Origin of the sequence: Nonomuraea sp. NBC_00507, assembly GCF_036013525.1 — a bacterium.
GTDB lineage: Bacteria > Actinomycetota > Actinomycetes > Streptosporangiales > Streptosporangiaceae > Nonomuraea.
In genome coordinates this window covers 9,657,058-9,683,786 of the sequence record NZ_CP107853.1, presented here as the reverse complement: position 1 = coordinate 9,683,786, position 26,729 = coordinate 9,657,058, and the positions used below count along the sequence as shown (strand labels likewise).

Annotated in this window: 25 protein-coding genes and 1 riboswitch; of the genes, 16 read left to right on the top strand and 9 right to left on the bottom strand. The window is 70.3% G+C overall.

The genetic code is table 11. The annotated features are described in order from the left end of the window. Positions 1–34: 34 nt before the first annotated feature. Positions 35–1,588: a hypothetical protein gene (locus OHA25_RS46655; protein ID WP_327583282.1), complete on the top strand. Its 1,554-nt coding sequence runs from the start codon at positions 35–37 to the stop codon at positions 1,586–1,588. A gap of 190 nt (positions 1,589–1,778) precedes the next feature. Here OHA25_RS46655 and OHA25_RS46650 read toward each other — a convergent pair whose 3' ends face one another. Genes OHA25_RS46650 through OHA25_RS46640 form a run of 3 tightly spaced genes read right to left on the bottom strand, consistent with a single transcriptional unit; the run spans position 1,779 to position 4,029 of the window. After that, positions 1,779–3,317, bottom strand: a complete 1,539-nt coding sequence (locus tag OHA25_RS46650) for a PH domain-containing protein (RefSeq protein WP_327583281.1) — start codon at positions 3,315–3,317, stop codon at positions 1,779–1,781. Beyond that, positions 3,314–3,805 carry a PH domain-containing protein gene (locus OHA25_RS46645; protein WP_327583280.1) on the bottom strand — a complete coding sequence of 164 codons (492 nt, stop codon included), beginning with the start codon at positions 3,803–3,805 and terminating at the stop codon, positions 3,314–3,316. Before OHA25_RS46645 ends, OHA25_RS46650 begins: the two co-directional genes overlap by 4 nt. Continuing rightward, entirely contained in the window at positions 3,802–4,029 is a 228-nt protein-coding gene (locus tag OHA25_RS46640; RefSeq protein WP_305919891.1) for a hypothetical protein, read from the bottom strand. Before OHA25_RS46640 ends, OHA25_RS46645 begins: the two co-directional genes overlap by 4 nt. Positions 4,030–4,140: 111 nt before the next feature. On the opposite strand from OHA25_RS46640, the gene OHA25_RS46635 reads away from it, so the two are divergent. Together OHA25_RS46635 and OHA25_RS46630 are read left to right on the top strand one after the other, a co-directional pair. Further along, positions 4,141–5,379 carry a sensor histidine kinase gene (locus tag OHA25_RS46635; protein WP_327583279.1) on the top strand — a complete coding sequence of 413 codons (1,239 nt, stop codon included), beginning with the start codon at positions 4,141–4,143 and terminating at the stop codon, positions 5,377–5,379. Continuing rightward, positions 5,376–6,032: a response regulator transcription factor gene (locus OHA25_RS46630; protein WP_327583278.1), complete on the top strand. Its 657-nt coding sequence runs from the start codon at positions 5,376–5,378 to the stop codon at positions 6,030–6,032. The genes OHA25_RS46635 and OHA25_RS46630 overlap by 4 nt, the downstream gene beginning before the upstream one ends. Here OHA25_RS46630 and OHA25_RS46625 read toward each other — a convergent pair. Then, a complete protein-coding gene (locus OHA25_RS46625) occupies positions 6,022–7,080 on the bottom strand; it encodes a phosphotransferase family protein (protein ID WP_327583277.1) in 1,059 nt (352 codons plus the stop codon). The genes OHA25_RS46630 and OHA25_RS46625 overlap by 11 nt on opposite strands. 144 nt (positions 7,081–7,224) lie before the next feature. Between OHA25_RS46625 and OHA25_RS46620 the strand changes: the two genes are divergently transcribed. After that, positions 7,225–8,547, top strand: coding sequence for an NYN domain-containing protein (locus OHA25_RS46620; RefSeq protein WP_327583276.1), 1,323 nt, complete (start codon positions 7,225–7,227; stop codon positions 8,545–8,547). A 111-nt stretch (positions 8,548–8,658) separates the two neighbouring features. Continuing rightward, complete coding sequence (locus tag OHA25_RS46615; protein ID WP_327583275.1) at positions 8,659–9,606, top strand: C40 family peptidase; 948 nt, start codon at positions 8,659–8,661, stop codon at positions 9,604–9,606. 74 nt (positions 9,607–9,680) lie between these two features. Here the strand turns inward: OHA25_RS46615 and OHA25_RS46610 are convergent, their stop codons facing one another. Continuing rightward, complete coding sequence (locus tag OHA25_RS46610; RefSeq protein WP_327583274.1) at positions 9,681–10,601, bottom strand: LysR family transcriptional regulator; 921 nt, start codon at positions 10,599–10,601, stop codon at positions 9,681–9,683. Between the two features lie 71 nt (positions 10,602–10,672). On the opposite strand from OHA25_RS46610, the gene OHA25_RS46605 reads away from it, so the two are divergent. The 5 genes from OHA25_RS46605 (at position 10,673) to OHA25_RS46585 (ending at position 16,083) form a co-directional block, all read left to right on the top strand. Further along, positions 10,673–11,425, top strand: coding sequence for a methyltransferase domain-containing protein (locus OHA25_RS46605; RefSeq protein ID WP_327583273.1), 753 nt, complete (start codon positions 10,673–10,675; stop codon positions 11,423–11,425). A 286-nt stretch (positions 11,426–11,711) separates the two neighbouring features. Then, positions 11,712–11,869, top strand: a riboswitch (cyclic di-AMP (ydaO/yuaA leader). 73 nt (positions 11,870–11,942) lie between these two features. Continuing rightward, positions 11,943–12,452: a C40 family peptidase gene (locus OHA25_RS46600; protein WP_327583272.1), complete on the top strand. Its 510-nt coding sequence runs from the start codon at positions 11,943–11,945 to the stop codon at positions 12,450–12,452. Between the two features lie 250 nt (positions 12,453–12,702). After that, positions 12,703–13,569, top strand: coding sequence for a hypothetical protein (locus OHA25_RS46595; protein WP_327583271.1), 867 nt, complete (start codon positions 12,703–12,705; stop codon positions 13,567–13,569). A gap of 13 nt (positions 13,570–13,582) precedes the next feature. Next, entirely contained in the window at positions 13,583–15,001 is a 1,419-nt protein-coding gene (locus OHA25_RS46590; RefSeq protein ID WP_327583270.1) for a M48 family metallopeptidase, read from the top strand. After that, positions 14,998–16,083 (top strand): glycosyltransferase family 4 protein, encoded by a 1,086-nt coding sequence (locus tag OHA25_RS46585; RefSeq protein ID WP_327583269.1) that lies wholly within the window; start codon positions 14,998–15,000, stop codon positions 16,081–16,083. The genes OHA25_RS46590 and OHA25_RS46585 overlap by 4 nt, the downstream gene beginning before the upstream one ends. Here OHA25_RS46585 and OHA25_RS46580 read toward each other — a convergent pair. Genes OHA25_RS46580 through OHA25_RS46570 form a run of 3 tightly spaced genes read right to left on the bottom strand, consistent with a single transcriptional unit; the run spans position 16,080 to position 19,158 of the window. Next, on the bottom strand, positions 16,080–16,997 hold the full coding sequence (locus OHA25_RS46580; protein WP_327583268.1) for a carbohydrate ABC transporter permease: 918 nt from the start codon (positions 16,995–16,997) through the stop codon (positions 16,080–16,082). The genes OHA25_RS46585 and OHA25_RS46580 overlap by 4 nt on opposite strands. Further along, on the bottom strand, positions 16,994–17,869 hold the full coding sequence (locus OHA25_RS46575) for a carbohydrate ABC transporter permease (protein ID WP_327583267.1): 876 nt from the start codon (positions 17,867–17,869) through the stop codon (positions 16,994–16,996). The genes OHA25_RS46580 and OHA25_RS46575 overlap by 4 nt, the downstream gene beginning before the upstream one ends. Next, complete coding sequence (locus OHA25_RS46570; RefSeq protein ID WP_327583266.1) at positions 17,869–19,158, bottom strand: ABC transporter substrate-binding protein; 1,290 nt, start codon at positions 19,156–19,158, stop codon at positions 17,869–17,871. Before OHA25_RS46570 ends, OHA25_RS46575 begins: the two co-directional genes overlap by 1 nt. Positions 19,159–19,342: 184 nt before the next feature. Between OHA25_RS46570 and OHA25_RS46565 the strand changes: the two genes are divergently transcribed. Both OHA25_RS46565 and OHA25_RS46560 read left to right on the top strand, forming a co-directional pair. Continuing rightward, positions 19,343–20,113, top strand: coding sequence for a DeoR/GlpR family DNA-binding transcription regulator (locus tag OHA25_RS46565; RefSeq protein ID WP_327583265.1), 771 nt, complete (start codon positions 19,343–19,345; stop codon positions 20,111–20,113). Between the two features lie 5 nt (positions 20,114–20,118). Then, the gene (locus OHA25_RS46560; RefSeq protein ID WP_327583264.1) at positions 20,119–21,999 is read left to right on the top strand and encodes an ABC transporter ATP-binding protein; all 1,881 of its coding nucleotides are present in this window, start codon (positions 20,119–20,121) and stop codon (positions 21,997–21,999) included. Here OHA25_RS46560 and OHA25_RS46555 read toward each other — a convergent pair. After that, positions 21,996–23,744, bottom strand: coding sequence for an AMP-dependent synthetase/ligase (locus OHA25_RS46555; protein ID WP_327583263.1), 1,749 nt, complete (start codon positions 23,742–23,744; stop codon positions 21,996–21,998). The genes OHA25_RS46560 and OHA25_RS46555 overlap by 4 nt on opposite strands. Positions 23,745–23,872: 128 nt before the next feature. Here OHA25_RS46555 and OHA25_RS46550 point away from each other — a divergent pair, with 128 nt between their 5' ends. From OHA25_RS46550 to OHA25_RS46535, 4 genes are read left to right on the top strand one after another with little or no spacing between them, the layout of a single operon-like run. Further along, complete coding sequence (locus OHA25_RS46550; RefSeq protein ID WP_327583262.1) at positions 23,873–24,640, top strand: metallophosphoesterase family protein; 768 nt, start codon at positions 23,873–23,875, stop codon at positions 24,638–24,640. A 60-nt stretch (positions 24,641–24,700) separates the two neighbouring features. Further along, entirely contained in the window at positions 24,701–25,138 is a 438-nt protein-coding gene (locus tag OHA25_RS46545) for an SRPBCC family protein (protein WP_327583261.1), read from the top strand. Between the two features lies 1 nt (position 25,139). Next, the gene (locus tag OHA25_RS46540) at positions 25,140–26,291 is read left to right on the top strand and encodes an ArsA family ATPase (protein WP_327583260.1); all 1,152 of its coding nucleotides are present in this window, start codon (positions 25,140–25,142) and stop codon (positions 26,289–26,291) included. A 30-nt stretch (positions 26,292–26,321) separates the two neighbouring features. Next, positions 26,322–26,720, top strand: a complete 399-nt coding sequence (locus OHA25_RS46535; RefSeq protein WP_327583259.1) for a DUF5304 family protein — start codon at positions 26,322–26,324, stop codon at positions 26,718–26,720. The last annotated feature ends 9 nt before the right edge of the window (positions 26,721–26,729 follow it).

Here is a 26,729-nt window from a genome sequence, read left to right as displayed (position 1 = left end):
TCTCCCGCAAGTCAGGGCAACCCCAGGAGTCTTCGTGAATCCCGGTAGCGAGCACCAGCCGCCGACCACCCCCTACCAGGTGCCGGGAAGGCCGTTCGAGCCGCAGGGACCGCCTCCGACCATGCCGAGTGCGCCATACCTGCCGCCGTCGTTCCCGCCTCCGCCGCCGACGCGGCGTCGGCCGGCCTGGCTGCTGCCCACGCTGGCCGCCGCGCTGGTGGTGTTGGTCGCGGCCGGCGGTGTGGGCGCCTATCTGGTGTACGGCAAGGTCTACGGCTCGTGGTTTCCCGCCAAGACCGGGCAGCCGGCGTCGTCCCAGTCCCCGGCGGGCGGAGCGAAGGGGCCGGACGTGTGCGCCATGCTGCCCAAAGAGGAGGTCGACCGGCTCGTGCCTGAGGCGACCGTGACCAAGTCCTCCAGAGAGTCCGACACCACGGTGACGTTCTCCTGCAACTGGGTGAACCGAAACATTTCGTTCGGGGAGTTCCGGCGCGAGCGCGAGATCGACGTCAAGATCGATCAGTGGAAGGGCGAGGGCGCCAGGACCGGCAGGTCGCTCGCCCAAAACTCCTACGAGATCGACTACGGCGGCGGCAAATACGCCGAAACCGCCAAGCCGACCCTGGACCCCGGCGAGAGGATGTACAACTCCCCGGTCAAGGACATCCCGGGCGTGGGCGAGGGCGCATTCGCCCAATACACCTGGACCCGGGACAAGAAGCTGAGCTGGTACGCCTTCGGCAAGGCGCACGCCCGGGTCGGTGACATGACGATCGAGCTCCGATACCAGGCGAGTCAGCAGCGCAAGGACGCGCAGATGCTGTCCAACGACACCGTGCAGGCGATCACCGAGGAAAACGCGATCCGCGAGGTGAGCGGCCTGATCGCGCACTTCGCCAAGGGCACGGCCGCCTGGCAGGCGAAGAACCCCGACGTGCTGGCCCAGCCGGAGCCGTCGCAGACCCCGAGCGCGACGAGCGCTCCGCCGACGCCCTCGCCGTCCGTCCTGCCCTCGTTCCCCGCCGACTGCGGCGCCTTGACGGAGGTGGCCACCCGGCTGGTGCCCGATCCGGAAACGCGGGCCCGCGGCACCACGATCGGGGCCGACAACCAGACCGAGTGCCGCTGGCTCAACAAGAACCTGTCCGGCGGCGAGGGGATCATCAAGATCCGCAGCGCGCTGATCACCGTGCACCGGTTCACCAACCGGGCGGGCGGCGTCGACGAGGCCTCGGCCAAGGGCTACTACGCCAGCCAGCGCGGCGGCGACCGCCATATGGCGGAGAGTTCGATGGGTGGCATCACCTGGAGCAAGGTCACCGACGTCGAAGGGCTGGGAGAGCAGGCCTACCGGCAGTTCGTCCAGACCAGGGGGCGGGGCGAGGTCTCGGCCTCTTCCGGGACGGTGCTGATGCGCAAGGGCGCCGTCGTCGTGCGGGTCGACTACTCGGGGCACCAGCGGCCCGAGGGTGAGGCGACGAACTCGCCCACGGTCAAGCTCATGACCGAGAAGGACGCGCTGGGCGGCGCGCTCACCCTGGCCAGGGCGTACATGGCGGAGCTGGACAAGCAGCCGGCCGGCAGCTAGGCGGGGGCGGCGCCCCTCGCGGATCGTCCTCCTGACCAGTGCTCCGCATCAGCGGTTAATGAGGCTGCAACCGGGTTGCAAGTGAGACAAATACCGTTATGTCTGCAAGCACTTGAGCCGCGCGATCCGCGTTTGTCCAGTACAGGGGCATGGGCAAACCAAAGGGATCACGCGGCTCGCTTCTTTTCCGTCACGTGTTGCGTGCTGAGCGGTCCAGGAAGGGCTCCAGCAGGCCCGGCACCGCGCACGAGGCCAGGTCCAGACCGTCGCCGCGACCGACGTCCACGACGTCGTAGCGCCCGTCGCCCGCGGCGGTGGTGGCCGACACCGTCAACAGGCCGTGGCGCCTCTGGAAGAGCGACTCGGTGATGGTCCAGCCGGAGATGCCGGCGCGGTCGAGCGCCACCGTACGCCGGACCACGGCGCCGGTCCGCGTGATCAGATGACGTCCGGCGAGCGCATGCCCGAGGCTCCTGGCGCTCTCCGCGGCCAGCCATAACCCGAGCGGCAGAGCCACGGCGGGCGCCGCCCAGACCCAGGCCCGCACCCACGCCCACGGCACCAGCGACGACACGGCGGCCGCGACCGCCGCCAGAACGAGCACGGTCACCAGAGCCCGCCTGATCCGCCTGCGCCTGGCCGCCCGGGGATGTGCCGCGAGCCCCGCCGGGGCGGGGAGGTTCGTACGCGCGATCTCGGCGGCGAGGTGGCCGGCGACGGCGCGGGGGAGTGGCGGGGTCAGGGCGGCGACGTCCTCGGTCTCGTTCTCGCCGGCCTTGCCGAGCCCGGTGGCGATGGCCTTGACGCGCGCCCCGCCGCCCAGCCGGAGCAGCAGCGGCTCGCTGATCTCCACACCCCGCAGGCGACGCTCCTCCATCGTGAGCGACCGGGCGGTCAGCAGGCCGCGGCGTAGCCGGAGCCGCCCCGGCTCACGTTCCAGCCGGTAACGCCCCCACGACTCGGCGAACAGCAGCACGGCCCCCAGCACCCCAACGGCGGCGTTCGCCACGACCAGCAGGGGGACGGTCACCAGCGGCCGCGCGGTCACCCAGCTCCACAGGCCCGCGGCGACCTCTGTGGTGAGCACCTTGACGCCGATCGTGTCGAGCCCTTTGTAGGCCAGGCCCAGCACGACCGCCGCGCCCGTGAACGTCCACACCGACAGCGGCGCGTAGGTGATCCACGACCACTTGAGCTCCGCCAGAGGCGCGTCCGCCTGCGGCCCCGCGACGGCGCCGGGCAGCAGCGCACGGCGCAACGTCTCGGCGTCGTGCCTGGTCAGCGGATCCAGGCGGAGCTCGTCGTCCCCGGCCGAGCGCTCGCCCGTGCCCACCTTGACCACGGTCAGCCCGAACGCTCGCAGCACCGGATCGGCCCGCAGGTCCACGCTCCGCACCCGATCGCGCGGGATCGAGCGGCGCTGCCGCACGGCGATGCCCGAGCGCAGCTCGAGCCGGTCGCCGGTCAGGCGCCAGCGGGTCGTGCGCAACCTGATCAGGTCGTACGCCAGCACTCCGGCGACGATCAGCACCGCGGCCCCCGCACACACCGCCACGACGCCGGCGACCGGCCAATCCCGAGTGGTGAGGAACCGGACGAGCCCCAGCACGGCGGGCACCACGAACACCGATGACTTGACCGCCGACGCCCCCAGGCTGCGGCGCGCCAGTCGCTGCCAGTCCTGGCTCCGGCTCGCATCCTGCTCGCGCCGTACGGAGATCTCACTCATGTGGCGTCACCGGGGGTGGCCTGAGTGATGGCGGTCAGGCGTTCGGCCAGGTCGGCGGCCAGCGCGTGGTCCAGAGCCTCGATCTTGACGGCGCCCGCCGACGACGCCGTGGTGACCGTGACGTCCGCCAGCCCGAACCATCGCTGCACCGGCCCCCGCGCGGTGTCGATCCGCTGGATCCGTGACATCGGCGCCACTTTCCAGGTGTGCGTCAGCCAGCCCTTGCGCGTGTAGACCGCCTCGTCGGTGACCTCCCACCGCTCCACCCGGTAGGAGGCCCGCGGCGCCACCACCGCGAGCACCAGGCAGCCCACGGCGAACGCCGCGACCACCGTCCCCAGCCAGACCGGCCGGTCGGTGAACACCCAGTACGACACCACCGCCCCGGCGGCGACCGGCACCATGAGGATCAGCCACTGCACGGTCCACCACGGGATCGCCCGCGGATCGGCCTGGTGGCGCGGCGGCCGCAGCGACGTCGTGCTCATTCGCCCGCCTCCGCCTTTTTCGCCGAGTCGGCGACCGCCAGCAACACGAAGCCGAGCACGCCGATCACGACGCCCGCGAACACCTCGTACCCGTCGAGGAACGCCACGTGGTTGACCACGATCAGGCTCTCGGCCCACCGCCACCATCCGAGCACGGCGTTCACCAGGCCGGCCACTCCTTGCAGGAGCAGCAGCCAGCCGAACACCTTCAATACCGCTTCCATACGCACCAGCGTCCTGCCCGGCCGGCTCCTCCCGCGTCGGCCGGAGGTCTCGCCCGGCTGCGACTTTGGTCGGTGTCGCCAAGCCGGTGGAAGGGCCTAATCTCGGTGCCTGTGACGCGAGCGCGAGGGCGGGACGAGCTCGTCCCCGAATACCGGTGGGTGCTCCCGTCGGTGTTGCTCGGCGACGGCCGCGAGGGCCGCCGGGTGCGGCGCTCGCTGCGCGACTGGATCGTCGACATCACGATGTTCCTGATTGCCTGCGGCATCACGCTCTTGGGGCTGCCGGAGATCGAGAAGCAGCCGGAGCCGGTCATCGCGATCGAGCAGGTGACGGGGGCCCTGGCGTGCGTCGCGGTCTGGCTGCGGCGCCGCTGGCCGGTCGCGCTCGCGCTGGTGACCGGGGTGCTGTCGTCCTATCTGGAGCTCGTCGGCGGCGCGTCCATCGTGGCGTTGTTCACCGTGGCGGTGCACCGGCCGTTCAAGATCTCCGGGCCGATCACGCTGCTGGCCCTCATCACCCTGGTGCCGTACGTCGCCCTCCGGCCACAGGAGGACATCGACCCGCTGACATGGGGCCTGATCGGCGCGGCCCTCGTGCTGACCGTGTACGCGTGGGGCATCGTGATCAGGGCCAGGCGGCAGCTCATCTGGTCGCTCAGGCAGCGTGCCGACATCGCCGCCGAGGAGGCCAAGCGGCTCGAACGCGAGCGGATCGCCAGGGAGATGCACGATGTGCTCGCGCACCGCATCTCGATGCTCAGCCTGCATGCCGGCGCGCTGGAGTTCCGGCCCGACGCGCCCGCCGGCGAGATCGCCAAGGCGGCCGGGGCCATCAGGACCAACGCCCACCTGGCGCTGCAGGATCTGCGTGAGGTGATCGGCGTGCTGCGGCACGCGCGGCCGGGCGCGGACGACACGGGGGACGACACCGTGCCCGACCGGCCGCAGCCCACGCTGGCCGACCTGCCGACGCTGGTCGAGGAGTGCCGGCAGGCGGGCATGGACGTGCGGCTCGACCTGCGGGCGGACGACGTGCCGGAAGGGCTGGGCCGCAACGTCTACCGCATCGTCCAGGAGGCGCTCACCAACGCGCGCAAGCACGCGGGCGGCGCGCCGGTGACCGTGACCGTGGCGGGCATGCGCGGCAAGGGGCTGTCGGCGGAGGTACGCAACCCGCTGTGGTCCCGCCGCCCCCTGCGTCTGCCCGGGGCGGGGGCGGGACTCATCGGGCTGACGGAGCGGGCGGAGCTCGCCGGCGGCACACTGGAGCACGGCCCGACGCCCGAGGGGGAGTTCGTGGTACGCGCCTGGCTGCCGTGGCCGGTGGAGACGACCTTGGAGGACGCATGACGGGGCCGATCCGGCTGTTGATCGTCGACGACGACGCCATGGTGCGGGCGGGGCTGTCGATGATCCTGGGCGGCGTGGCCGACATCGAGATCGTGGCCGAGGCCGGCGACGGTTCCGAGGTGCCGCCGCTGGTGGCCGAGCACCGGCCCGATGTGGTGCTGATGGACATCCGCATGCCGGGCGTCGACGGTCTCACCGCCACCGAGGCGCTGCGGGGCACGTCGTCGCCGCCCGAGGTGGTGGTGCTGACCACGTTCCACGCCGATGCGCAGGTGCTGCGGGCGTTGCGGGCGGGGGCGGCCGGGTTCCTGCTGAAGGACATCGCGCCCGGCGACCTCGTCCAGGCGATCAGGAAGGTGGCCGCCGGGGAGCCGATCCTGTCGCCGGCGGTGACCCGGCAGCTGATCACGCACGTGTCGGACGGCGGCGCGGAGCAGCGTACGGACCGGGCCAGGAAGCTGCTCGGCCGGCTCAGCGAGCGCGAGCGCGAGGTGGCGCTGGCCGTGGGCCGGGGCAGGTCCAACGCCGAGATCGCGCGCGAGCTCTACATGAGCGTGCCCACGGTCAAGGCGCACGTCTCGCGGATCCTGACCAAGCTGGACCTCAACAACCGGGTCCAGGTGGCGCTGCTGGTCTACGACGCTAACGACTGAGCAGCTGCTCGATCGTGGCCCGGTGCAGGACCAGGTCGTCGGGGTCGGCCGGATCGGGCTGCTCGCCGAAATGGATCCTGCGCCACACCCGGGCCATGATGATCCCGTGCCGGAGGGCGGCGTACATCTCGTAGAAGTCCATGTCGCGGGGCTGGTAGCCGGTCAGCTCCCGATATTTCTGGCATACGTCGTCACGCCGCATGAATCCAGGCATGCCGGGGAAGTCCGCGGCGACGGTGAGATCCTGGAAGAACCGGTGCAGGAAGATCATCCAGGAGAGATCCAGCTCGCGCGGCCCCACGGCGGCCATCTCCCAGTCGAGGACCGCGACCGGGGTGAAGTCCTGGAACATCAGGTTGCCGATCCTGGCGTCGCCCCAGCACAGCACATCGGGCCCGGGATCCTCCGGCCAGTGCGACTCCAGCCAGCCGAAGGCCCGCTCCAGCAGGGGGATGCGCCGCTTGCCGTGCGCCCACTCGTAGTACGCCTGCTGCGCCTCGACGTGCGCCCGCAGCCCGCCGGTCCCGATCACGGACAGCTCCCGTGGCGTGAACGGCGCCTGGTGCAGCGCCGCCACGATCCCGACGCTGGCGTCCTGCAACCTGCGCTGGTCCTCGGGAGCGGCGTCGCACAGCCACCCGCCGAACGTGTACGGCATCACGTCCGGCGGCACCTCGCCCTCAGCGCATTCCATGACGAAGAACGGCGTGCCGAGTGGACCGGGATCCGGCTCGAGCCAGAGGACCCTGGGCGCTGGAATTCCAGCTATTTCCCTGGCCAGGCGCATCACGTCGAACTGCGCCCGCACATCGTACGAAGGAAAGACCGGAACGGCTTCTCCCGCCGGTGCGAGCCGTGCTACGCAGCGCGTTCGCTGCTCATCCCAGGTGGCGGTGAAGAACAGGGTCTCGCTGGACATGCCGTTACTCGTCGGTCTGGACAGTCCGGACACCGAGGCGTCCCTGCCGACCCTGCCGCGGAGCCAGGCGGTCAGCTGATCATGCAGTTGTTCCAGGTCGCGGGTGGACGTACGCATCTGCTCGGTCATGACCGGCCTCCCGGCTCAACAGGCGCCCCGGCACAGTCGTACACCCCCAACCAAGCGCTCGTCCATACGCAGGTGGCCGTTACGGTCAGGTACGCGGCAGCCGTACCCTTGTCTGAAAGGGCATGTCACGAAGGGACAAGTGGGATGAGTTCAGCGGGTGAAGGCCTGTCTCGCCCGCTTCCCGAGCAGGTGCGGCTCAATGTCGTCGACCTGGCGGCTCAAGTCCTCGGGACGATGCCCGGTGCCTCCATTCCACCGCCGTTGCGCGGCATCGCCAAATTCGACCCGCGCAAGCGGGCCAAACTCGGCAGCGCGCCCATCGCCGCGCAGCTGGAGAACGACAAGAAGTTCCGCGAGCTGGTCGCCGAGTCGGTGGCCGCCGGGTGGCCCGAGCTGGTGGCCTCCCTGGCCGAGGGCCAGGTGCCGCCGGCCGCCGATCCCGTGCTCGTGGCCGCGGCGGCTTACCTCATCCGGCCGCCCGGCTGGGAGGAGATGATCGAGCTCGCCCGCACCGACCTGGAGCAGTCGGCCGCCGCGGCCGAGGGGTCGGAGCGCGAAGAGGTGGTCTCGCGGCTGCGTGAGCAGCTCGCCGCGCAGAAGAGCGCCGCCAAGGAGGAGGCCGATCGGCTGCGCGAGCAGGTCAAGCTCGCCCGCGCCGAGAATTCCGACCTGCGGCGCAAACTCCACGACGCCCGCGAGCGCGCCAAGGCCGCGGTCGCGCGGGCCGAGGAGATGGAGCGCGCGGCCGAGGACGCCAGGTCGGCCGCCGTGGTCGCGGGCAGCGCCGGCGAGTCCGAGCTGCGGCGGTTGCGTGAGCGGCTGGCCGACGTCGAGAAGCAGCTCGAGGCCTCGCGCCGGGCCGCCCGCGAGGGCAGGAGCATCGAGGACGCCCGCATCAGGGTGCTGCTCGACGCGCTGCAGGACGCCTCGGCCGGGCTGCGTCGGGAGCTCGCCCTGCCCACGACGATCAGCCGGCCCGCGGACTCGGTCGCCGCCGTCACGGGCGAGCGGCCCGGCGTGCGCGCGGTGCCCGCGCGCGCCCTCGCCGACGACGACCCGCAGCTGCTCGACCAGCTGCTGGCGGTGCCGCAGGTGCACCTGGTCATCGACGGATACAACGTCACGAAGACCGGCTACGGCACGCTCACGCTCGCCGACCAGCGCAACCGGCTGATGACCGGGCTCGGCGGGCTGGTCGCGCAGACCAGGGTCGAGGTGACCGTGGTGTTCGACGGCGCCGAGCTCAACGCCCCCGTCCAGGTGGTCGCGCCGCGCGGGGTGCGGGTGCTGTTCAGCGCGCCGGGGGAGACCGCGGACGACCTGATCCGCCAGCTCGTACGCGCGGAGCCGCCCGGCCGGGCCATGGCCGTGGTGTCGTCGGACCGCGAGGTGGCCGAGTCCGTCAGGCGGATGGGAGCCAGACCCGTTCCGTCTGCCTTGCTGCTGCGTCGGCTCGGCCGGGCCTAGGTTACGAATTGACGATTTGGGGACAACCCCAGCCGCCACTTCTGTACTATTTCGCCCCAGATGTTATCCCTGGGAGGCGACACAGTGAGGTTTGGCCGGGTACCGGTGTCCGTGGGTATCGCGTTCGGGCTGGTGCTGTCCCCCATGGGAGCCGCCGTCGCTGATCCCAAGCCCACGATCAGCCAGGCGAAGGCCAAGCTCGAGAAGCTCAACGACAAGGCCGACAAGGTCGTCGACCAGTACAACACGGCGACGGAACGCTACAAGAAGGCCAAGAGCACCTACGTCAAGCTGAACGACGGCTACAAGCGCAAGCTGGAGACGGTCGCCGACCTGCGGGCCCAGGTGATCAACATGGCCGTGGACAGCTACCGGCTCGGTGGCGACGTCATCTCCCTTCCCGGGCTGATCGGCGCGGGCAATCCCGAGGACTTCCTGTCGCGGCTGGCGGTCGCGGGGCAGATGTCGCAAGAGCGGGCGCAGAAGCTCGCCGCTTTCGACCGGGAGAACCGCGGGCTGAAGGCCGAGCGTGACAAGGCGCAGGAGGCGCTGGAAGCGGCGGACAGCGAACGCGACGGGGTGGAGAAGGAACGCTCGGAGATCCTCAAGCTGATCGCCGAGCAGAAGAAGCTCCTGAAGAAGCTGGGCGCCTACAATCCCGGAAATCCCAGCAGCGCCGGCATCAAGTACACAGGGTCGGCGTCGGGGAACGCGGCGGCGGTGCTGCGGTTCGCGTACGCGCAGGTCGGCAAGCCGTATGTCTACGGGGGTACGGGGCCCGGCGGGTTCGACTGCTCGGGGCTGACGCAGGCGGCGTGGCAGGCCGGAGGGGTGTCGCTTCCCCGCACGACGTGGCAGCAGTGGGCGTGGGGGGCCGACCGCAAGGTGTCTCTGGACGACCTCCAGCCCGGTGACCTCATCTTCAGCGAAGGGCTGGGGCACGTCAGCATCTATGCCGGGAACGGGGAGATCGTGCACGCGCCACAGACCGGTGACGTCATCAAGGTCGTCCAGCTCTCCGACTACGGCCGCACCCTCGCCGGCGCCGTCCGCCCGTAAGGCGCTCGCCCACCGGTTTGGTCGCCGGTAAGGCGCTGGGCCACCGCGCCCTCGCCACCGCAGATCTTCTCCGCCTACCGCACCGGGTCGGTGGGCAGGGAGGTGAGCGTGCTCAGGAAGGCGGAGACGGCCGGAGGGCGGTCGGTCGGGGGCAGGGTGGCGGCGAGGATGGTGCGCGACGGCAGGGGCGGTGAGGGGCGCAGGAGCCGGATGTCCGGGCGGGCGGTCGAGTAGCCCGCGATCGACGGATAGAGCATCACCCCCACCCCGGCGGCGACCAACCCCTGCCTGCCGTTCCAGTCGTCGCACACGTGACTGATCCGTGGCGCCCGGCCCAGAGCCGCCGCGAGCTGGGCGATGGGACCGAGGCAGTCGGGATGGGTGCCGTCGATCCACGGATCCGCCGCGAGATCCCGCAGCCGCACCCGGCTTCGCTTCGCCAGCGGATGGCTGACCGCCAGCGCGACCAGCAGCTCGTCCTCGTGCAGCGGCGTCAGCGCCACCCCGGGCATGCCCGCGGTTCCCGAAGGGCCGCCCATGTCCCAGGAGGTCAGGAGGGCGATGTCGGTCTCACCGTCCAGGACGGCGGCGCACGGGTCGTGCTCGCCGGAGCGGACCGTGAGGGAGAGCTCCACGTCCGGATGCCTGGCCGCGAACGAACGGAACCGGTCGGGAAGGTAGCTGGTCGCGGCGCTCGGGAAGGCCGACACCCGGACCCGCCCCGCCTCCGCCGTCGCGAAGGCCCGCATCCGCGTTTCGAACAGCCTCAACCCCCGCAGCACCTCATCCGCCTGCTCCAGTGCCGCCCGCCCCGCGTCCGTCGGCCGGACGCCACGCGGCAGCCGTTCGAACAACCGTACGCCGGTGTGCCGCTCCAGCGTGGCGATCTGCCGCGACACGGCGGGCTGCGTCATCGACAGCTCCTCGGCCGCCGCCGAGAACGATCCCAGCCTCCCCACCTCCACCAGCACCTTCAGCGACCACACATCAAGCATGCACCGAGCTTATGGGTTCCATGCCGAGCCTGCAGTGGTGTGCATGGCTGCGGGCGGTCATGCTCGGTCGCATGGAGACAGAAACGGTGGACAACCACCAGTACGCGTGGCTGAGTCAGGTGCTTCCCCGGCAGCCGCAGCGGATCCTCGACGTCGGCTGCGGGCGGGGCGTGCTGGCCTCCGAGTTGATGCGGCGCGGTCACTCGGTCACCGCTATCGACATCTCGCCGGAGGCGGTCGGAGCGGCGCGGGCGGCCGGGGTGCCGGCGGTGCAGGCCGATGTCGTGACCTATCCCGACTCCGCCGCCGACGACCCGGCGCTCGTCCGCCACTACGACGGTGAATCGTTGTTCGATGCGGTCGTCATGTCGCTCTCGCTGCACCACGTGCATCCGCTCCAGGCGGCGCTGGACCGCGTACGGTCACTGCTCCGGCCGGGCGGGCTGCTGGTGGTGGACGAGTTCGGGTGGGATTGGGCCGACCTGGCCGCAGCCACCTGGTTCTACGATGCCGGATCGTTGCTCGCCGCCGCGGGAGTGGCGGATGTCACGCGCGAGCCCGGCGGTCCCGGACGTGACCCGCTCGAGCGATGGCGCGAGGCGCATGGGGACCACACCCCCGCGGACGCCATGCTCGCCGCCCTTGCCGAACGGTTCCAGGTCACGAGCATGCGGCGAGAACCGTACTTGTCACGATATATCGGCGGAAAGGTGACGAACGGCGGCACCGACGTCCTCAACGAGCTATGGCGCATCGAACGGGACCGTATGGCCGCGGGAACGCTCCCGCCCACCGGCTTCAGGATGACGGCGCGAAGCGTGTGACGAAAGTGACAATTGGGACCTTACACGACAGTGTGCCGCAGTTTGTGAGAAGGGTCACATTTCCATAACTGAACCTGGCGTTCCAACAGGGGTTTCGGACCTGACAGAACCAGTTGTTGGATCTTTACAACCTGACTGGCGCTTTGCCGAGTCTTGACGTTTCGGCGTAGCTTCTGGCGTCGCAGCGACAAGCCATGTCGCCGCGAATCCGCATCGGTCCCCCGATGTGAGCCAGATAGAGATCCGCCGGTCGCCGCCGTACGTCCCCTTGTCGAACACGACACCGGACGGCGACCTGCCGAGTCCGTGCAGCCAGGAGGCACGGAGCCGGGGAACCATCGATCCCTTCCCGGGATCAGGGGTGAATCGGCGCGTATCGCGCCGTAGGGCGACTTCCAGGCCCGAATCCGTCAGCTAACCCGGTAGGCGTTCGTGGAAGACCCAAGGAGAAATCCTGTCTACCTCCCCGCAGAACCCCCGTCTGTCCCGCATTGCCCTGAGTGGCGTAGCGCTCACCATGACCGTGACGGCCGGAGGTCTGATCCTCCATGCCCCGACGGCGCAGGCGGCGACGACCAGCGATTCAGCCGGTGCCTCCACGGCCAAGGCCAGTACGGCGGCTAGCTCCGCGAAGTCGGCCAAGGCTCTCAGGATCGCCCGGCAGCAGGCGAAGGCCAGCAAGGCCGTCGCCGTGGCCAAGGACCAGATCGGTGACCCTTACCGGTACGGTGCCACGGGCCCTGGTTCGTTCGACTGCTCCGGCCTGACCCAGTACGCCTGGAAGAAGGCCGGCGTGAAGATCCCCCGCGTGGCGGCCAGCCAGTTCGCCGGCATCAGGAAGAAGGTCTCCTGGAAGAATCTCCAGCCAGGCGACCTGATGTTCTTCAGAGGGCTCGGTCACGTGGGCATCTACGTCGGCAACGGCAAGATGCTCCACTCCCCGCGGACAGGCGAGCGGGTGCGTATCGACAAGCTGAGCAGCTGGCGCAAGGCGTCTTTCGTCGGCGCTGTCCGTCCCGGCTTGTGAGGAAAAGGGCTCCGATCCCATCGGGGCCCTTTCTTCATGCACACCCGCTTTTTTGTTCTTCATGCACATCCGCTTTTGTTCTTCATGCACACCCTCTTTCTTGTACGGCGAGCCACCGTCCCCCACCCGCCGTACGGGGCTGATGGCCCTCCAGGGAGACGGTGTCTGATCCCTTCACAAGCAGGCCGCCGTTACGACGCGACGTGGGCCGCCTGCCGTGGCACATCGGGGCCCGGCGACGATCGGCCCGATGACGGTCGGGCCCGGCTACGATCCGGCCCGGCTACGATCGGACATCGTGTCCGAGCAGGTGAGCCGACGAGCCGTGGTGGCCGGACTCCTGCTCCTCGCCCTCGCCCCCGCCAGCGCCCCGGTCCCCGAATCCCCCCTTCTTCCCCCGGAAGCACGTGACCTGTGGCGCGACGGCGTCGTCCTGGCCCGCGCAGGGCGTTCCCTCGTCGTCGGCCGCCACACCCCGCCCGGCACGCTGGACGAGCTGGCGCGGCGGGCCGACACGGCGGGACGCCGGGTGTCGGACGTCCTCGGCAGGCCTGTGCGGCCGCTCGTCGTCGTACCCGGGTCCGCCCGCGAGGCGGCAGGGCTGGCCGGGGTCGAGCGGGTCGACGGGCTGGCCGCGGTGGCCGACGGCGGCCGGGTGATCGTCGTCCCGGAGGTCTTCGCCAGGCTCAACTCCACGGGGAAGGACGTGGTGCTCACGCACGAGCTCACCCACGTCGTGGCGGGCACCGGCGACCTGCCCGTCTGGCTCTACGAGGGGTTCGCCGACTACGTGGGCTACCGGGACGCGGGGCTGCCCGTGCGGACGGCCGCCGCCGAGCTGGCCGACGAGGTGCGGGCCGGGCGGGTGCCGAGCGAATTGCCGGGGCCTGCGGCGTTCGCGGCGGATGGCCGGGATCCCGTGCGGCTCGCACGGGCGTACCAGGAGGCGTGGCTGGCGTGTCGCTTCCTCGCCGACCGGTTCAGTGAGGAGACCCTGGTGGGGTTCTACCGTGATGCCCAGGCGTCCGGCGTCGATCGGGCGCTCTCCTCGCTGGGGCTGTCCGTGGCGACGCTGACGGCACGGTGGCGCGTGTACGTCCGGGAGCAGCTCACGTAAGAGGGGGAGGCCGATGAGCGAACGGCACGACACGGACGACGCAGGACCAGGGACGAGGAAGCCCCGAACCGAGGTCTCGACCGGCGATCCCACCGCCGTCGGCGACGCTCGGAGCCCGGGTGGCGGCGGCGACGGCGGCCGGGCCGTGGGCGGCGATCGGCGTGCCGGCAAGGGCGGGGCTCCGGATGCGGACGGGAGGCGGTTGCGGCGGGAGGCGGCGGTCGCGGCCGTGGCGCTGGGGGTGGTGATCCTGGCCGTGGCCGCCTTCGCGACCCCCTGGCGGGTGCTGACCGGGGGCCCGCCCGACCCTGCCCGCGACTTCACCGCCGCCCAGATCGCCAGAGCGCAGGCGTTCGACGCGGCCACCACCCTCCCGAGCTACCTATCACTGGCCCTGTCGATCATCATCGCGGGCCTCCTGGTGGCCACCCCGATCGGTGCGAAGGCCGTGGGCTGGCTGAGGGGCCCCTGGTGGCTGCGGGTGATCCTGGGCGTCGTCGTCATCACCGCGCTCACCGAGCTGGTCCGCTGGCCGCTCGGGATGTGGTTCGAGACGCTGCTGCGCGCCTTCGGCCTGTCCACCCAGGACTGGGGGTCCTGGGCCGGCGACCGGCTCAAGAACATGGGCGTGCAGACGGCCATCCTCTGCCTGATGCTGGTTGTGCTCGTGGCCTTGGCCCGCAAGGTGCGGCGCTGGTGGATCCCGGCGGCCGTCGGGGCGTTCGCGCTGACAGTGGTGGCGTCGTTCGTGTATCCGGTGCTGTTCGAGCCGCTGTTCAACGACTTCAGGTCCATGCCGCAAGGCCCGCTGCGCACGAACCTGCTGGCCATGGCCGAACGCGACGGCGTGCCGGTGAAGGACGTGCTGGTGGCCGACGCCTCGCGCCGGACGACGGCGCTCAACGCCTACGTGTCCGGCTTCGGCGCCACGCGCCGCATCGTCGTCTACGACACGCTGCTCAAGGCCCCGCAGCCGGAGGTGGAGCTGGTCGTGGCGCACGAGTTGGGCCACGCCAAGGACAACGACGTGCTCACCGGCACGCTCATCGGCGGCCTGGGCGCCGGCCTGGGCGCCGTGCTGCTGTTCCTGGTCTTCGATCCGGTACGCCGCCGCACCGGCGTCACCTCGATCGCCGACCCTCGCGCCGTGGGCGCGGTACTGGGCCTGATGACCCTGGGCTCACTGCTCCTGGGACCCGCGGAGAACGTGATCAGCCGCCGCGTCGAGGCCCGGGCCGATGTCCACGCCCTCAACCTCACCAGAGATCCCGCCACATTCATAAAAATGCAGAAACGTCTGGCAGTAACCAATATTTCCGACTTGTCGCCGGATGCGGTGGAATATGTGCTCTATGCCTCCCATCCCACCAGCCCCGAGCGCATCGCCATGGCCCGCGCATGGGCGAAGCTGAACGGCATCCCGGTGCCGTGACCCATGTGGTCATCGTCACGAACGACTTCCCGCCCAGGCCGGGCGGCATCCAGTCGTTCGTGCACGGGCTCGCGCTGCGCACACCGGGAGTGGCCGTCTACGCACCCGCCTGGCCGGGCTGCGCTGAGTTCGACCGGCGGCAGCCGTTCCGGGTGGTGCGGCATCCGACACGGCTCATGCTGCCGACCCCGGCCGTGGCACGCCGCGCGGCCCGGCTGGTGGTCGAGCACGAGGCGGGCACCGTCGTGTTCGGGGCGGCGGCGCCGCTCGGCCTGCTCGCTCCGCACGTGCGCAGGGCGGGCGCGCGGCGCGTGGTGATGCTCACCCACGGCCACGAGGCGTCGTGGGCGAGCGCACCGGGCTTCCGCGCCGTGCTGCGCAGGATCGGCGAGCACGCCGACGTAGTCACGTATCTGGGGGAGTACACGCGGCGGCGGCTGGTCGCGGCCATCCCGCCGGACAAGCTCGTACGGCTCGCGCCGGGCGTGGACGCCGGCCTGTTCCACCCCGGCGCGCCCAAGGCCGAGCTGGGCCTGCAGGGCAGGCCGGTCGTGGCATGCGTATCCCGGCTGGTGCCACGCAAGGGCCAGGACCAGCTCATCAGGGCCTGGCCCCGGGTGCTGCGGGCGGTGCCTGACGCCGTCCTGCTGCTGGTGGGCGGCGGACCCTACCGGCGCACGCTGGAGCGGCTGGCGGCCGGGCACGAGTCGATCAGGTTCACCGGCACGGTGCCGGCCGCGAGCCTGCCCGGTTACTACGCGGCCGCCGACGTGTTCGCGATGCCCTGCCGTACCCGGTGGGGCGGGGTGGACGTGGAAGGGCTCGGGATCGTGTTCCTGGAGGCGTCGGCCACCGGCCTGCCGGTGGTGGCCGGCGCGTCGGGCGGCGCGCCCGACGCGGTCAAGCACGGCGAGACCGGGCTCGTGGTGGACGGCACGGACCCGGAGGAGATCGCGCAGGCGATCGTCGAGCTGCTGAGCGACCCGGACAGGGCTCGCAAGATGGGCGCGGGTGGCCGCGACTGGATCGCCGGCGATTGGTCGTGGGACCACGTCGCGGCCCGCTTCCAGAGCCTCCTCTAACCTTTGGTCGAGCCGAGCGTGAGCCCGGCCACGAACTGCTTGTGCAACATCTGGAACACGATCAGCGTCGGCAGCGCCACCAGCATCGACCCGGCGGCCAGCAGGTTGTAGTCGGTGAAGAACTGGCCGCGCAGGTTGTTCAGCGCCGAGGTGACGGGCAGCTTGTCGCCCGACGACATCAGCACCAGCGCCCACAGGAAGTCGTTGTACATCCAGGTGAACTGCAGCGTGGACAGCGCCGCCAGCACCGGCCGGCACAGCGGCAACGTCAGCCGCCAGTAGCGTTTCCACACCCCGGCCCCGTCCACCAGCGCCGCCTCGCTGATCTCCTCGGGGATCGTGCGCATGAAGTTGGCCATGACGAAGACGCAGAAGCCGAACTGGAAGGCCACGTGGATGAGGATCAGCCCCAGGTAGGAGTCGTAGAGCGACTGCGAGTCCGACAGCCACGCGGGCAGCGGGATGAGCGTGTAGAGGGTGTAGAGCGGGGTGATGAGGACCTGCGGCGGCAGCAGGTTTCCAGCGGTGAACACGATCAGCAGCGTCTTGCGGCCGGGGATGCGCAGCCGTGCGATCGCGAACGCCGTGAACGACGCCATGAACAACGTGATCAGCACGCCGGGGATCACGATGATCAACGTGTTGAGGTAGTAGCGGGGCAGCTCGGCCTGGCTCCACGCCTGTCCGTAGTAGTCGAGCGTGAGGTGCTCGGGCAGCGAGAAGTAGCCGAGCCGGGCGGTCTCCTCGTACGGACGCAGCGACGCGTACACCGCCAAGACGAGCGGCAGCAGCCACCCCAGCGCCACCAGCACCAGGAACGCGTGCAGCAGGATCCGCAACGGCCGGACCGGCCGCCGTGACGGCGAGCGCTGCGACTCGGCCGGGGGAGCGGCGGCCGGTGCGGTGAGCGTCATCGCTCCTCCCCCTTGAACAGCTGCGACAGGTACGTGACGATGAACCCCAGCGAGATCACCAGCAGCACCACCGCGATCGCCGAGCCGAACCCGATCCTGCTGGCCTCGCCCACGATGTTCTCGGTGACCAGCACGGACAGCAGCTCGAGCCCGTTCCTGCCCTTGTTGATGGCGTAGACGATGTCGAACGCCCGCAGTGCCTCGATCACCGTGATCACCAGCACGATCACGTTGATCGGCCGCAGCGTCGGGAACACCACACGGAAGAACGCCTGCCGCTCGTTGGCCCCGTCGATGGCCGCCGCCTCCTTCAGTGCCGGATCGACCGCCTTCAGCCCCGCCAGATAGATGATCATGACGTAGCCGACGTGCCGCCAGGCGGCCGCGACCACGACGACCCAGATGTTGATCGAGCTGTCGCCGAGCCAGTCCACGCTCAGCCCGGTCACCGCGTTCAGCACGCCGTAGTCGGAGGAGTAGACCAGCTGCGCGATGAAGCCGACGACGGCCAGGGACAACACGACCGGCATGTAGAGCGCGCTCTGGTAGACCCGCGACAGGCGCAGCCGCCGATCCAGCAGCACCGCGCAGAACAGGCCGAACGGCGTCGCGACCAGCCCGAGGAAGGCCAGCCACAACACGTTGTTGCGGATGGCCGACCAGAACGGCGGATACTCGGCGGCCAGGTCGTGGTAGTTCTGTCCGCCGATCCACTCGATGGGCCCGATGCCGCCCCAGTCGGTGGCGGACAGCCCGGCGGAGGCCAGCGTGGGCCCCCAGATGAAGCCCACGTTGACGATGACGGCCATCCCCAGCCCGATGACCAGAACGGTCACGTCGCGGGCGGAGTAGCGACGGGTCTTGACAGCCATCAGCGGAAGATGTTGGCCTTCTGCTTCTCGATGCTCGCCAGCAGGGAGTCGATCTCGTTGGGCTTGCTCACGAACGACTGCAGCGATGGGATCATCACGGTGGAGGCGAAGTCCGGCCGCGTGTCGCGGTCGAGGAACTGCGCGATGTGCGTGGCCTTCGACACCAGCTCGGCGCCGCGCTTCTGCAGGGCGCTGTAGCCGGAGGTGTCGGCCTTGGAACTGGCCGCGAGCGTGCCCGGGTCCAGCTTGGTGGCGATGTTCTGCGAAGAGGCCTGGGCCAGGTGCTTGAGCAGCGCCTTGGCGCCGTCCACGTTCTTGGCCTTGGCGGAGATCATGTAGCCGTCGATGGGGGCGTCGATCGAGTCGGTGCCGTACTGCGGGTTGATCTCCGGGAAGGTGAAGAAGTCGAGGTCGTCGCGGTCGGCCTCGGGGAACTGCTGGGCGACGAACATGCCGAGCACATACATCCCGGTCTTCTTCTGCGCCAGCGACTGCCCGGCCTCCTGCCATGTACGCCCCAGCGCCGCGGGCTGGTGATACTCCATCAGCCCTCGCCAGGTGTCGAACACCTGCTTGACCCGGGGGTCCGTCCACGACTCCTTGCCGCCCATGAGCGAGATGTGGAAGTCGTAGCCGTTCGTGCGCATGTTGAGGATGTCGAACGTGCCCATCGCCGGCCAGCCGTCCTTGTCGGCGAACGCGATGGGGATGATCCCGTCGGCCTTCATCTTCTTGGCCAGCGTGGTGAACTCGTCCAGCGTCGCGGGCGGCTCGTACCCCTTCTCCTGCCAGACGCTCTTGCGGTAGAAGACCGCCCACGGATAGTACGTGGACGGGATGAAGTACTGCTTGCCGTCGACGCCCGTCGACTGGTCCTTGAACGCCTGCGTGTAGTCGCCGCCGATCTCCCGCCACACGTCCGAGATGTCGATGGCCAGCCCCTGCTCGGCGAAGAACTGCATGCGGTAGCCCGCGAACCAGGTGAACACGTCGTCGGGCGTGCCTCTGAGGTAACGGTTGATGTTCTCCTGGAACGTGTTGTGGTCCACGGTATTGATCTTGACCGTGGCCTGGGTGAAGGCCTTGACCTGGGTGTCGAGGGACTTCTTCGGGATCTCGTCGGAGGCGTTCGAGCCGAGTGTGACCGTGCCGAGGTTGCCTGCGGCCGTACCGCCGCCGGGGGCGGGGGAGGGGGTGTCGGATCCGCATCCGACGAGGGCAGCGGGGACGCCGAGCGCGGCGGCTCCGAGCAGCAGATTGCGGCGGGATATCGGCAGTCGTTGGGCCATGGGGGTTCCTCCTAGCCGGACCCTTCAGATTCCCCCGAGTTCGCTCACCTTCATTCATCGAAAAGCGCATATTTCATACTGTCAACGCCCGGTTTCATGACGAATCAGCCACAGTCCCGGCGTCACGATCGTGTCATCATGCGATCGAGAACGATGACGGAATCTGTTGGGATCTGGTGGTGCGATGCTCGCCCCGCAGCGACAGCAGGCGATTGTCGAGCTCGTCAGGCAGCACGGCGGCGTCCGCGTGATCGAGCTGGTGCGGGCGTTCGGCGTCTCCGACATCACCATCCGCCGCGACCTGGAGATGCTGGCCGAGCGCGGCCTGCTGGCCAAGGTGCACGGCGGCGCCACCGCTGTCGGCTCCACCGACGAGCCCGGCTTCGCCGCCAAGTCCGTACGCCAGGAGGAGGAGAAACGGGCCATCGCCCGGCACGCCGCCGCCCTGGTGGACGCGGGCACCGCGGTCGCGCTGTCGGCGGGCACCACCACGTGGGCGCTCGCCCACCGCCTGGCCGCCGTCCCCGCCCTCACTATCGTGACGAACTCGGTGCGCGTCGCCGACGTCTTCCAGCGCACGGGACGGACCGACCAGACGGTCGTGCTCACCGGTGGCGTGCGCACCCCCTCCGACGCCCTGGTCGGACCGGTCGCCGTGACGGCGATCCGCCAGCTCAACGTGGACCTGCTCTTCCTCGGCGTGCACGGCATGACCGTCCGGGCCGGCTTCACCACCCCGAACATGATGGAGGCGGAGACCGACCGCGCGCTCGTGGAGGCCGCCGGCCGGCTGGTCGTGCTCGCCGACCACACCAAGTGGGGAACGGTCGGCATCAGCACCATCGCCAAGCTCGGCGAGGCCGACGTGCTCGTCTCCGACGCCGGGCTGCCCCGCTCGGCGCGGGAGGCGCTGTCGGAGCAGGTCGGCGAACTCGTCATCGCGGACGTAGCCTGACGGTCATGAGCTCCACGCGCCGCAGCGTCGCGGAGGCTGCGGGTTTAGTCTGGCACGCCGGCCCCATCCGGGCGGTGTGCCACGCGATCATCACTTTTGTCCAGGCCGCGCTGCCCGTGGCGGTCGCCTGGCTGACCAAGCTGGTGCTGGACGCGCTGGTCCGCGGCGCCACGGTCGCGGAGCTGGCCGCCCTCCTCGTGCCACTGGTGGCCGTCGGCGTGGCCATCGCCGCGTTGCCCCAGCTCGGCGCTTACGTCGGGACGGAGCTGGGCAGGCGCGTGTCGACCTACGCCCTCGACCGGCTGTACGTCGCCCTGGAGCGCATCATCGGCCTCGGCCCGTTCGAGACGCCCGCGTTCCTGGACCGGCTCCGGCTGGCCTCGCAGGGCGGCATGATGGCGCCCGTCTTCGTCGACGGCGCCTTCGGACTGGGCAGCACCGTGCTCACCATCGGCGGGTTCATCGGCTCCGTCGTGCTGCTCTCCCCGGTAATGGCCGGCGTCGTCATGGTCGCGGGCATCCCGGCACTGATCGCGCAGATCGCACTGGCCAGGAGGCGGGCCAAGCTGATGCTGGAGCTCGCGCCCGTGCAGCGCCGCGAGTTCTTCTACTCCCACCTGCTCAGCAGCGTCGAGGCGGCCAAGGAGGTGCGGCTGTTCGGGCTCGGCGCGTTCATGCGCGCCCGGATGCTGGCCGAGCGCCACACCGCCGACGTGGCCAACCGTGCCCTGGAGCGCAGGGACCTGCTCATCGAGAGCGGCCTCGAGCTGCTGGGCGCACTGATCGCCGGCGGCGGCCTGGTCTGGGCGGTGCTCGCCGCCGGCAGCGGCACGCTGACGGTCGGCGACGTGTCGATGTTCATCGCCGCCGTGGCCGGGCTGCAGGGTGGGCTGTCGTCGCTGGTGCGCGGCATCGCCTCCACGCACCACCAGCTGCTGCTGTTCGGCCACTACGCCGACGTCGTGCACATCGAGCCCGACCTGCCCGTCGCCGCCGACCCCCGCCCCACGCCGCCGCTGCGGCAGGGCATCGAGCTGCGCGACGTGTGGTTCCGCTACGCCGACGACCTGCCGTGGACCCTGCGGGGCGTCACGCTCACCATCCCGTACGGCAAGGCGGTCGCCGTCGTCGGGTTCAACGGCGCCGGCAAGAGCACCCTCGCCAAGCTGCTGTGCCGCCTGTACGACCCGACGCGCGGGTCCATCCACTGGGACGGCGTGGACCTGCGCGACCTGGATCCGGCCGAGCTGCGGGCCCGGCTCGGCGCGGTGTTCCAGGACCACATGACGTACGACTTCAGCGCCCGCGACAACATCGCGGTCGGCGACCTGAGGGTGCTCGACGACCTCGACCGCATCAAGCGGGCGGCCGTCCACGCCGGCGTGGACGAGGCGATCAGCGCGCTGCCCGACGGCTACGACACGGCGCTGACCAGGATGTTCATCTTCACCCTCAAGCGGGGAAAGCAGCCGTCGACCGGCGTCATGCTGTCCGGTGGCCAGTGGCAGCGGGTGGCGCTGGCCAGGGCGTTCCTGCGGGACCACGCCGACTTCATGATCCTGGACGAGCCCAGCTCGGGGCTGGACCCGGAGGCGGAGCATGACGTGCACCAGCGGATGCGCCGCTACCGGGCCGACCGGACGAGCCTGCTGATCTCGCACCGGCTCAACGCGGTACGCGAGGCGGACGTGATCGCGGTGCTGCAGGACGGGGAGATCGCCGAGCAGGGCTGCCACGACGAGCTGATGGCCGCGGACGGGTTGTACGCGCGGATGTTCAGAATCCAGGCCAGCGGCTATCAGGACGAAGCCGTGCCCGGTCCCGGCGCCCTCCCGGACGGCTTCCCCGGCGTGCTGCCGCTCCCGAGGCCGCCCGACCTGCCCTAACGGCTGCTGTAGAGCTCGTCGATCTCCTTGGCGAAGTCGCGCATGACGAGGCCGCGCTTGACCTTCAGCGTCGGCGTCAGATGCCCGCTGTCCTCGGTGATGTCCCGGTCCAGGATCAAGAACTTCTTGATCTGCTCGGCCTTCGACACCGACTGGTTCGCCCGGTCCACCGCCTCCTGGATCTCCGCCTGCACCTTCGGGTCCGCCCGCAGCTCCGACACCGACGACCCGGCGGGCAAGGCCTCGGGATCCAGCGTGACGAGGGCCGCCACGAACGGCCGGCCATCGCCGATGATCATGGCTTGCGAGACCAGCGGGTGGGCGCGCAGCGCGTCCTCCAGCGGACCCGGCGCGACGTTCTTGCCCGCCGCGGTCACCAGGATCTCCTTCTTGCGTCCCGTGATGCGCAGGTAGCCGTCGGCGTCCAGCTCGCCCACGTCACCCGTGTGGAACCAGCCGCCGTCGTCGATCACCTCGGCCGTGGCCTCGTCGTTCTTCCAGTAGCCGGCGAAGACGTTTCTGCCCCTGGCCAGGACCTCGCCGTCGTCGGCGATGCGCAGCGTGACGCCGGGCAGCGGCTTGCCCACGGTGCCGATCTTGTTGGCGCCCGGCATGTTGACCGAGCACGGGGCGGAGGTCTCGGTCAGGCCGTAGCCCTCAAAGACCTCGATGCCGACGCCCCTGAAGAAGTGGCCGAGCCGCTCGCCCAGCGCCGAGCCGCCGGACACGGCGGCAGACAGCCGCCCGCCGGTGGCGGCCCGCAGCTTGGCGTAGACCAGCTTGTCGAACACCGCCCGCTGCAGCCGCAGCCCCAGCGACGCGCCGCCCGAGCTCTCCGCGCGGCTCCAGGCCACCGCCACGTCCACGGCGCGGGCGAAGATCTTGCCCTTGCCGCCCGCGATGGCCTTCTGCTCGGCCGCGTTGTAGACCTTCTCGAACACCCGCGGCACGCCCAGCAGGAACGTGGGCTGGAAGTCCTGCAGGTCCGGGGCGACGTTCTTCATGTTCGGCGTGTGCGCGATGACCGCGCCCGCCTCGAGCAGGACCACCTGGATCATCCGCGCGAAGATGTGCGCCAGCGGCAGGAACAGCAACGCGGCCGGGTCCTTGCGGGCGAACAGCGGCTCCAGCGGCCCCCGCAGCACGTTGAGCGCGGTGAACAGCAGGTTGTCGTGGGTGATGCGGCAGCCCTTGGGCCGGCCCGTGGTGCCGGAGGTGTAGACGATCGTGGCCAGGTCGCCGCCCGTCACCCGGGCGCGCCGCTCGTCCACGTCGGCGTCCGTGACGGCGCCGGCCTCCGGTGTGGCGTCGATCCGCCAGAGCGCCTTCAGGCCGGGCACCGCCGCGCGCACGGTCTCCTCGTGCCCCTCCAGCTCGACGAAGGCCGCCTTGGCCTCGCTGTCGGACAGGATCCAGCCGACCTGATCGGCCGACGAGGTCTCGTAGATCGGCACGGTGACCGCCCCGATGGACCAGATCGCGTAGTCGACGAGCGTCCACTCGTAGCGGGTGCGCGACATCAGCGCCACCCTGTCGCCGTGTTCGATGCCTGCCGCGATCAGTCCTTTGGCCACCGCGACCACCTGGTCGCGGAACTCCGACGCGGTGACCACCGGCCACCCCGCGTCGCTCTTGCGGCGCATGATGACGGCGCCGGGCTCCTGCTCGGCCCGTCGGAAGACGGTGTCGGCCAGGCTCGCCGAGGCGGGCACGTCGACCAGGACCGGGACGCTGTACTCGCGCACGAACTCAACTCCTCTTCGGGTGACGCCGTGACGCTACCGCGTTAAGTTACGCGTCGGTAGCCCTGTCATTGAGGCGTTATGAAGGGCATTCATCACGCTAGCAGCCGTCGCTCATAGGATTTCCCACCATGAGGATCCATGTGGTGAGCGACGTCCACGGCAGAGCCGACGCGCTGGCCAGAGCGGGTGACGGCGCGGACGCACTGATCTGCCTGGGCGACCTGATCCTCTTCATCGACTACGCCGACCACGCGCAGGGCATCTTCCCCGCCCTGTTCGGCGCACAGAAGGCCGCCGAGTACGTCGCGCTGCGCACGGCCAAGCGGTTCGACGAGGCCAGGGAAATGTCCGCGGCGCTGTGGGCCACGCTCGACGGCGACCCGCGCGAGCACATCGAGCGCAATGTCCGCGCCCAGTACGCCGCCCTCTTCGCGGCCATGCCGGCGCCCGCCTACCTCACCTACGGCAACGTGGACATCCCGCGCCTGTGGCCGGAGTTCGCGCAGCCCGGCCACCACGTGCTCGACGGGCAGGTGGCGGAGATCGGCGGGCTACGGTTCGGCTTCGTGGGCGGCGGGCTCAGGACCCCCTACCGCACTCCCTACGAGATCAGCGACGAGGAGTACGCCGCCAAGGTCGAGGCCATCGGCGAGGTGGACGTGCTGTGCTGCCACATTCCGCCCGCCGTGCCCGAGCTGCTCTACGACGTGGTCGCCAGGAGGTTCGAGCGCGGCAGCGAGGCCACGCTGGAGGCGATCAGGCGCACCCAGCCGCGCTACGCCCTGTTCGGCCACGTGCACAACCCCCTCCACGACCGGATCCGCGTCGGCCGCACCGAGTGCCTGAACGTCGGGCACTTCCGCGGAAGGGGCGTCCCCTTCGTCCTCGAATGGTGACCAGCAGGTCGCGTAAGGCCGCTCCACCGCCAGGAGCGGATTGTGCACTACCGTGGTCGCATGGCTGATCGCACCACTTCCAGCACCACCATCGACGCCGGGCGCGCCGATGTCATGGCGGTCATCGCGGACTTCCCGTCCTACCCCGAATGGGCCGGGTCGATCAAGAACGCGGAGGTCCTCAGCACCGGTGACGACGGCAGGCCGCGGACGGTGCGGTTCGTCCTCGACGCCGGGATGATCAGCGACACCTACACCCTCGGCTACACCTGGCAGGACGACCAGAGCGTGAGCTGGCAGGTGGTCGAGCCGGGGAAGATGGTCTCCGACCTCAGAGGGAGTTACCAGCTCACCGACAAGGGCAGTGGCACCGATGTGACATATGAGCTGACGGTCGATCTGAGCGTGCCCATGATCGGCATGATCAAGCGCAAGGCGGAGAAGGTGATCGTGGACACCGCACTCAAGGGTCTCAAGAAGCGCGTAGAAGGCCGCTGAGGTGACCCCGCGGGTCCTGCTCTTCACCGGCAAGGGCGGCGTCGGCAAGACCACGGCCGCCGCCGCCACGGCCACGCTCGCCGCGCGGCGCGGCCTCAAGACGCTCATCGTCTCCACCGACACGGCACACTCGCTGGCCGACGCGCTCGCCGTCGAGCCGGGCGAGGTCGCGCCCGGCCTGCACCTGCACCAGGTCGACACGCAGAAGACGCTGGAGCGTCACTGGGGCGAGCTGCAGGACTACGCCCGCGGCCTGCTGGGCGAGCTGGGCCTGGACGAGATCACCTCCGAGGAGATCACGGTGCTGCCGGGCGCCGAGGAGGTCATCGCCCTGCTGGAGCTGCGCGAGCACGCCCGCGAGGGCCGCTGGGACGTGATCGTCGTCGACTGCGCGCCGACCGCCGAGACGCTGCGCCTGCTGGCCCTGCCCGAGGCGCTCGACTGGCACGTCGGCAGGCTCATGCCGGTCGGCCGCAAGCTCGTGCGGCTGGTCTCGCCATTCGTGCGCAGCGTCGCCCACGTCAGCGCGCCCGGCGAAGGCGTCATGAACGCCGCCGAGCGTTTCCACCGCGGCCTCATGGAGGTGCGCGAGCTGCTCACCGGCGACCGCGCCTCCGTGCGGCTCGTGCTCACCCCGGAGTCGGTGGTGCTGGCCGAGGCCAGGCGCACCCTCACCTCGCTCAACCTTTACGGCTACCGCGTCGACGCGGTGATCGCCAACCGGGTCTTCCCCTCGGACGACGCCGACGCGTGGCGCGCCCAGTGGGTGGCGGCGCAGTCGCGACTGCTGGCCGAGGCGGAGCAGTCGTTCGCGCCGCTGCCCATCCACATCGTCCCCTACCTGCCCGCCGAGCCCGTCGGCAAGGACGCGCTGGCCGCGGTGGGAGCCAAGCTCTACGGCGAGCACGACCCGTTCGCCGCCCCCACCGTCGACCCGCCGCTGCGGATGAGCGCCGACGAGCTGACCCTGGCCCTGCCCGGCGCGGACCGCGGCGACGTGGACCTGGCGCGCAAGGGGGACGAGCTGATCATCACCGCGGGGCCGTACCGGAGGATCCTGGCGCTGCCCGCGGCGCTGGCCCGCAGGAAGATCAGCGCAGCCGCGCTCCGCGACGGCGTGCTCCGAGTACGGTTCATCTCGGGGACCCCATAACGCGGGGACCCGGCACGCAGGGAGGGCCAGATGACGGAGAGCAACGACAGAGACCCGATCGGGACCGTCGCCGACGAGGCACGCAAGCTGTTCGAGTCGATCCAGGGACGCGCCACGCGCCAGGTCGGCAAGACGGTGCTCAACTCGTTCACCGGCGGCGGGCGCAGGGACCGGGACGTGTGGGAAGAAGCGGTGTCCGAGCCCCACGACGAATACATCTGCCGCGCCTGCCCGCTCTGCCGGGCGATCGCGGCACGTCGCGAGTCGGGCGCCGACGTGACCGGGCACCTCATGGCCGCGGGCGGGGAGCTGTTCGCCGCGTTCCGCGGGGCGCTGGACGCGCTGAGCAGGCCCGCCCCTAGCACACAGCAGCGGGAGCGCGATAATCGTGATCGCCGCGAGGACGTGGAACACATAGATCTGGGATGACAACGGGAG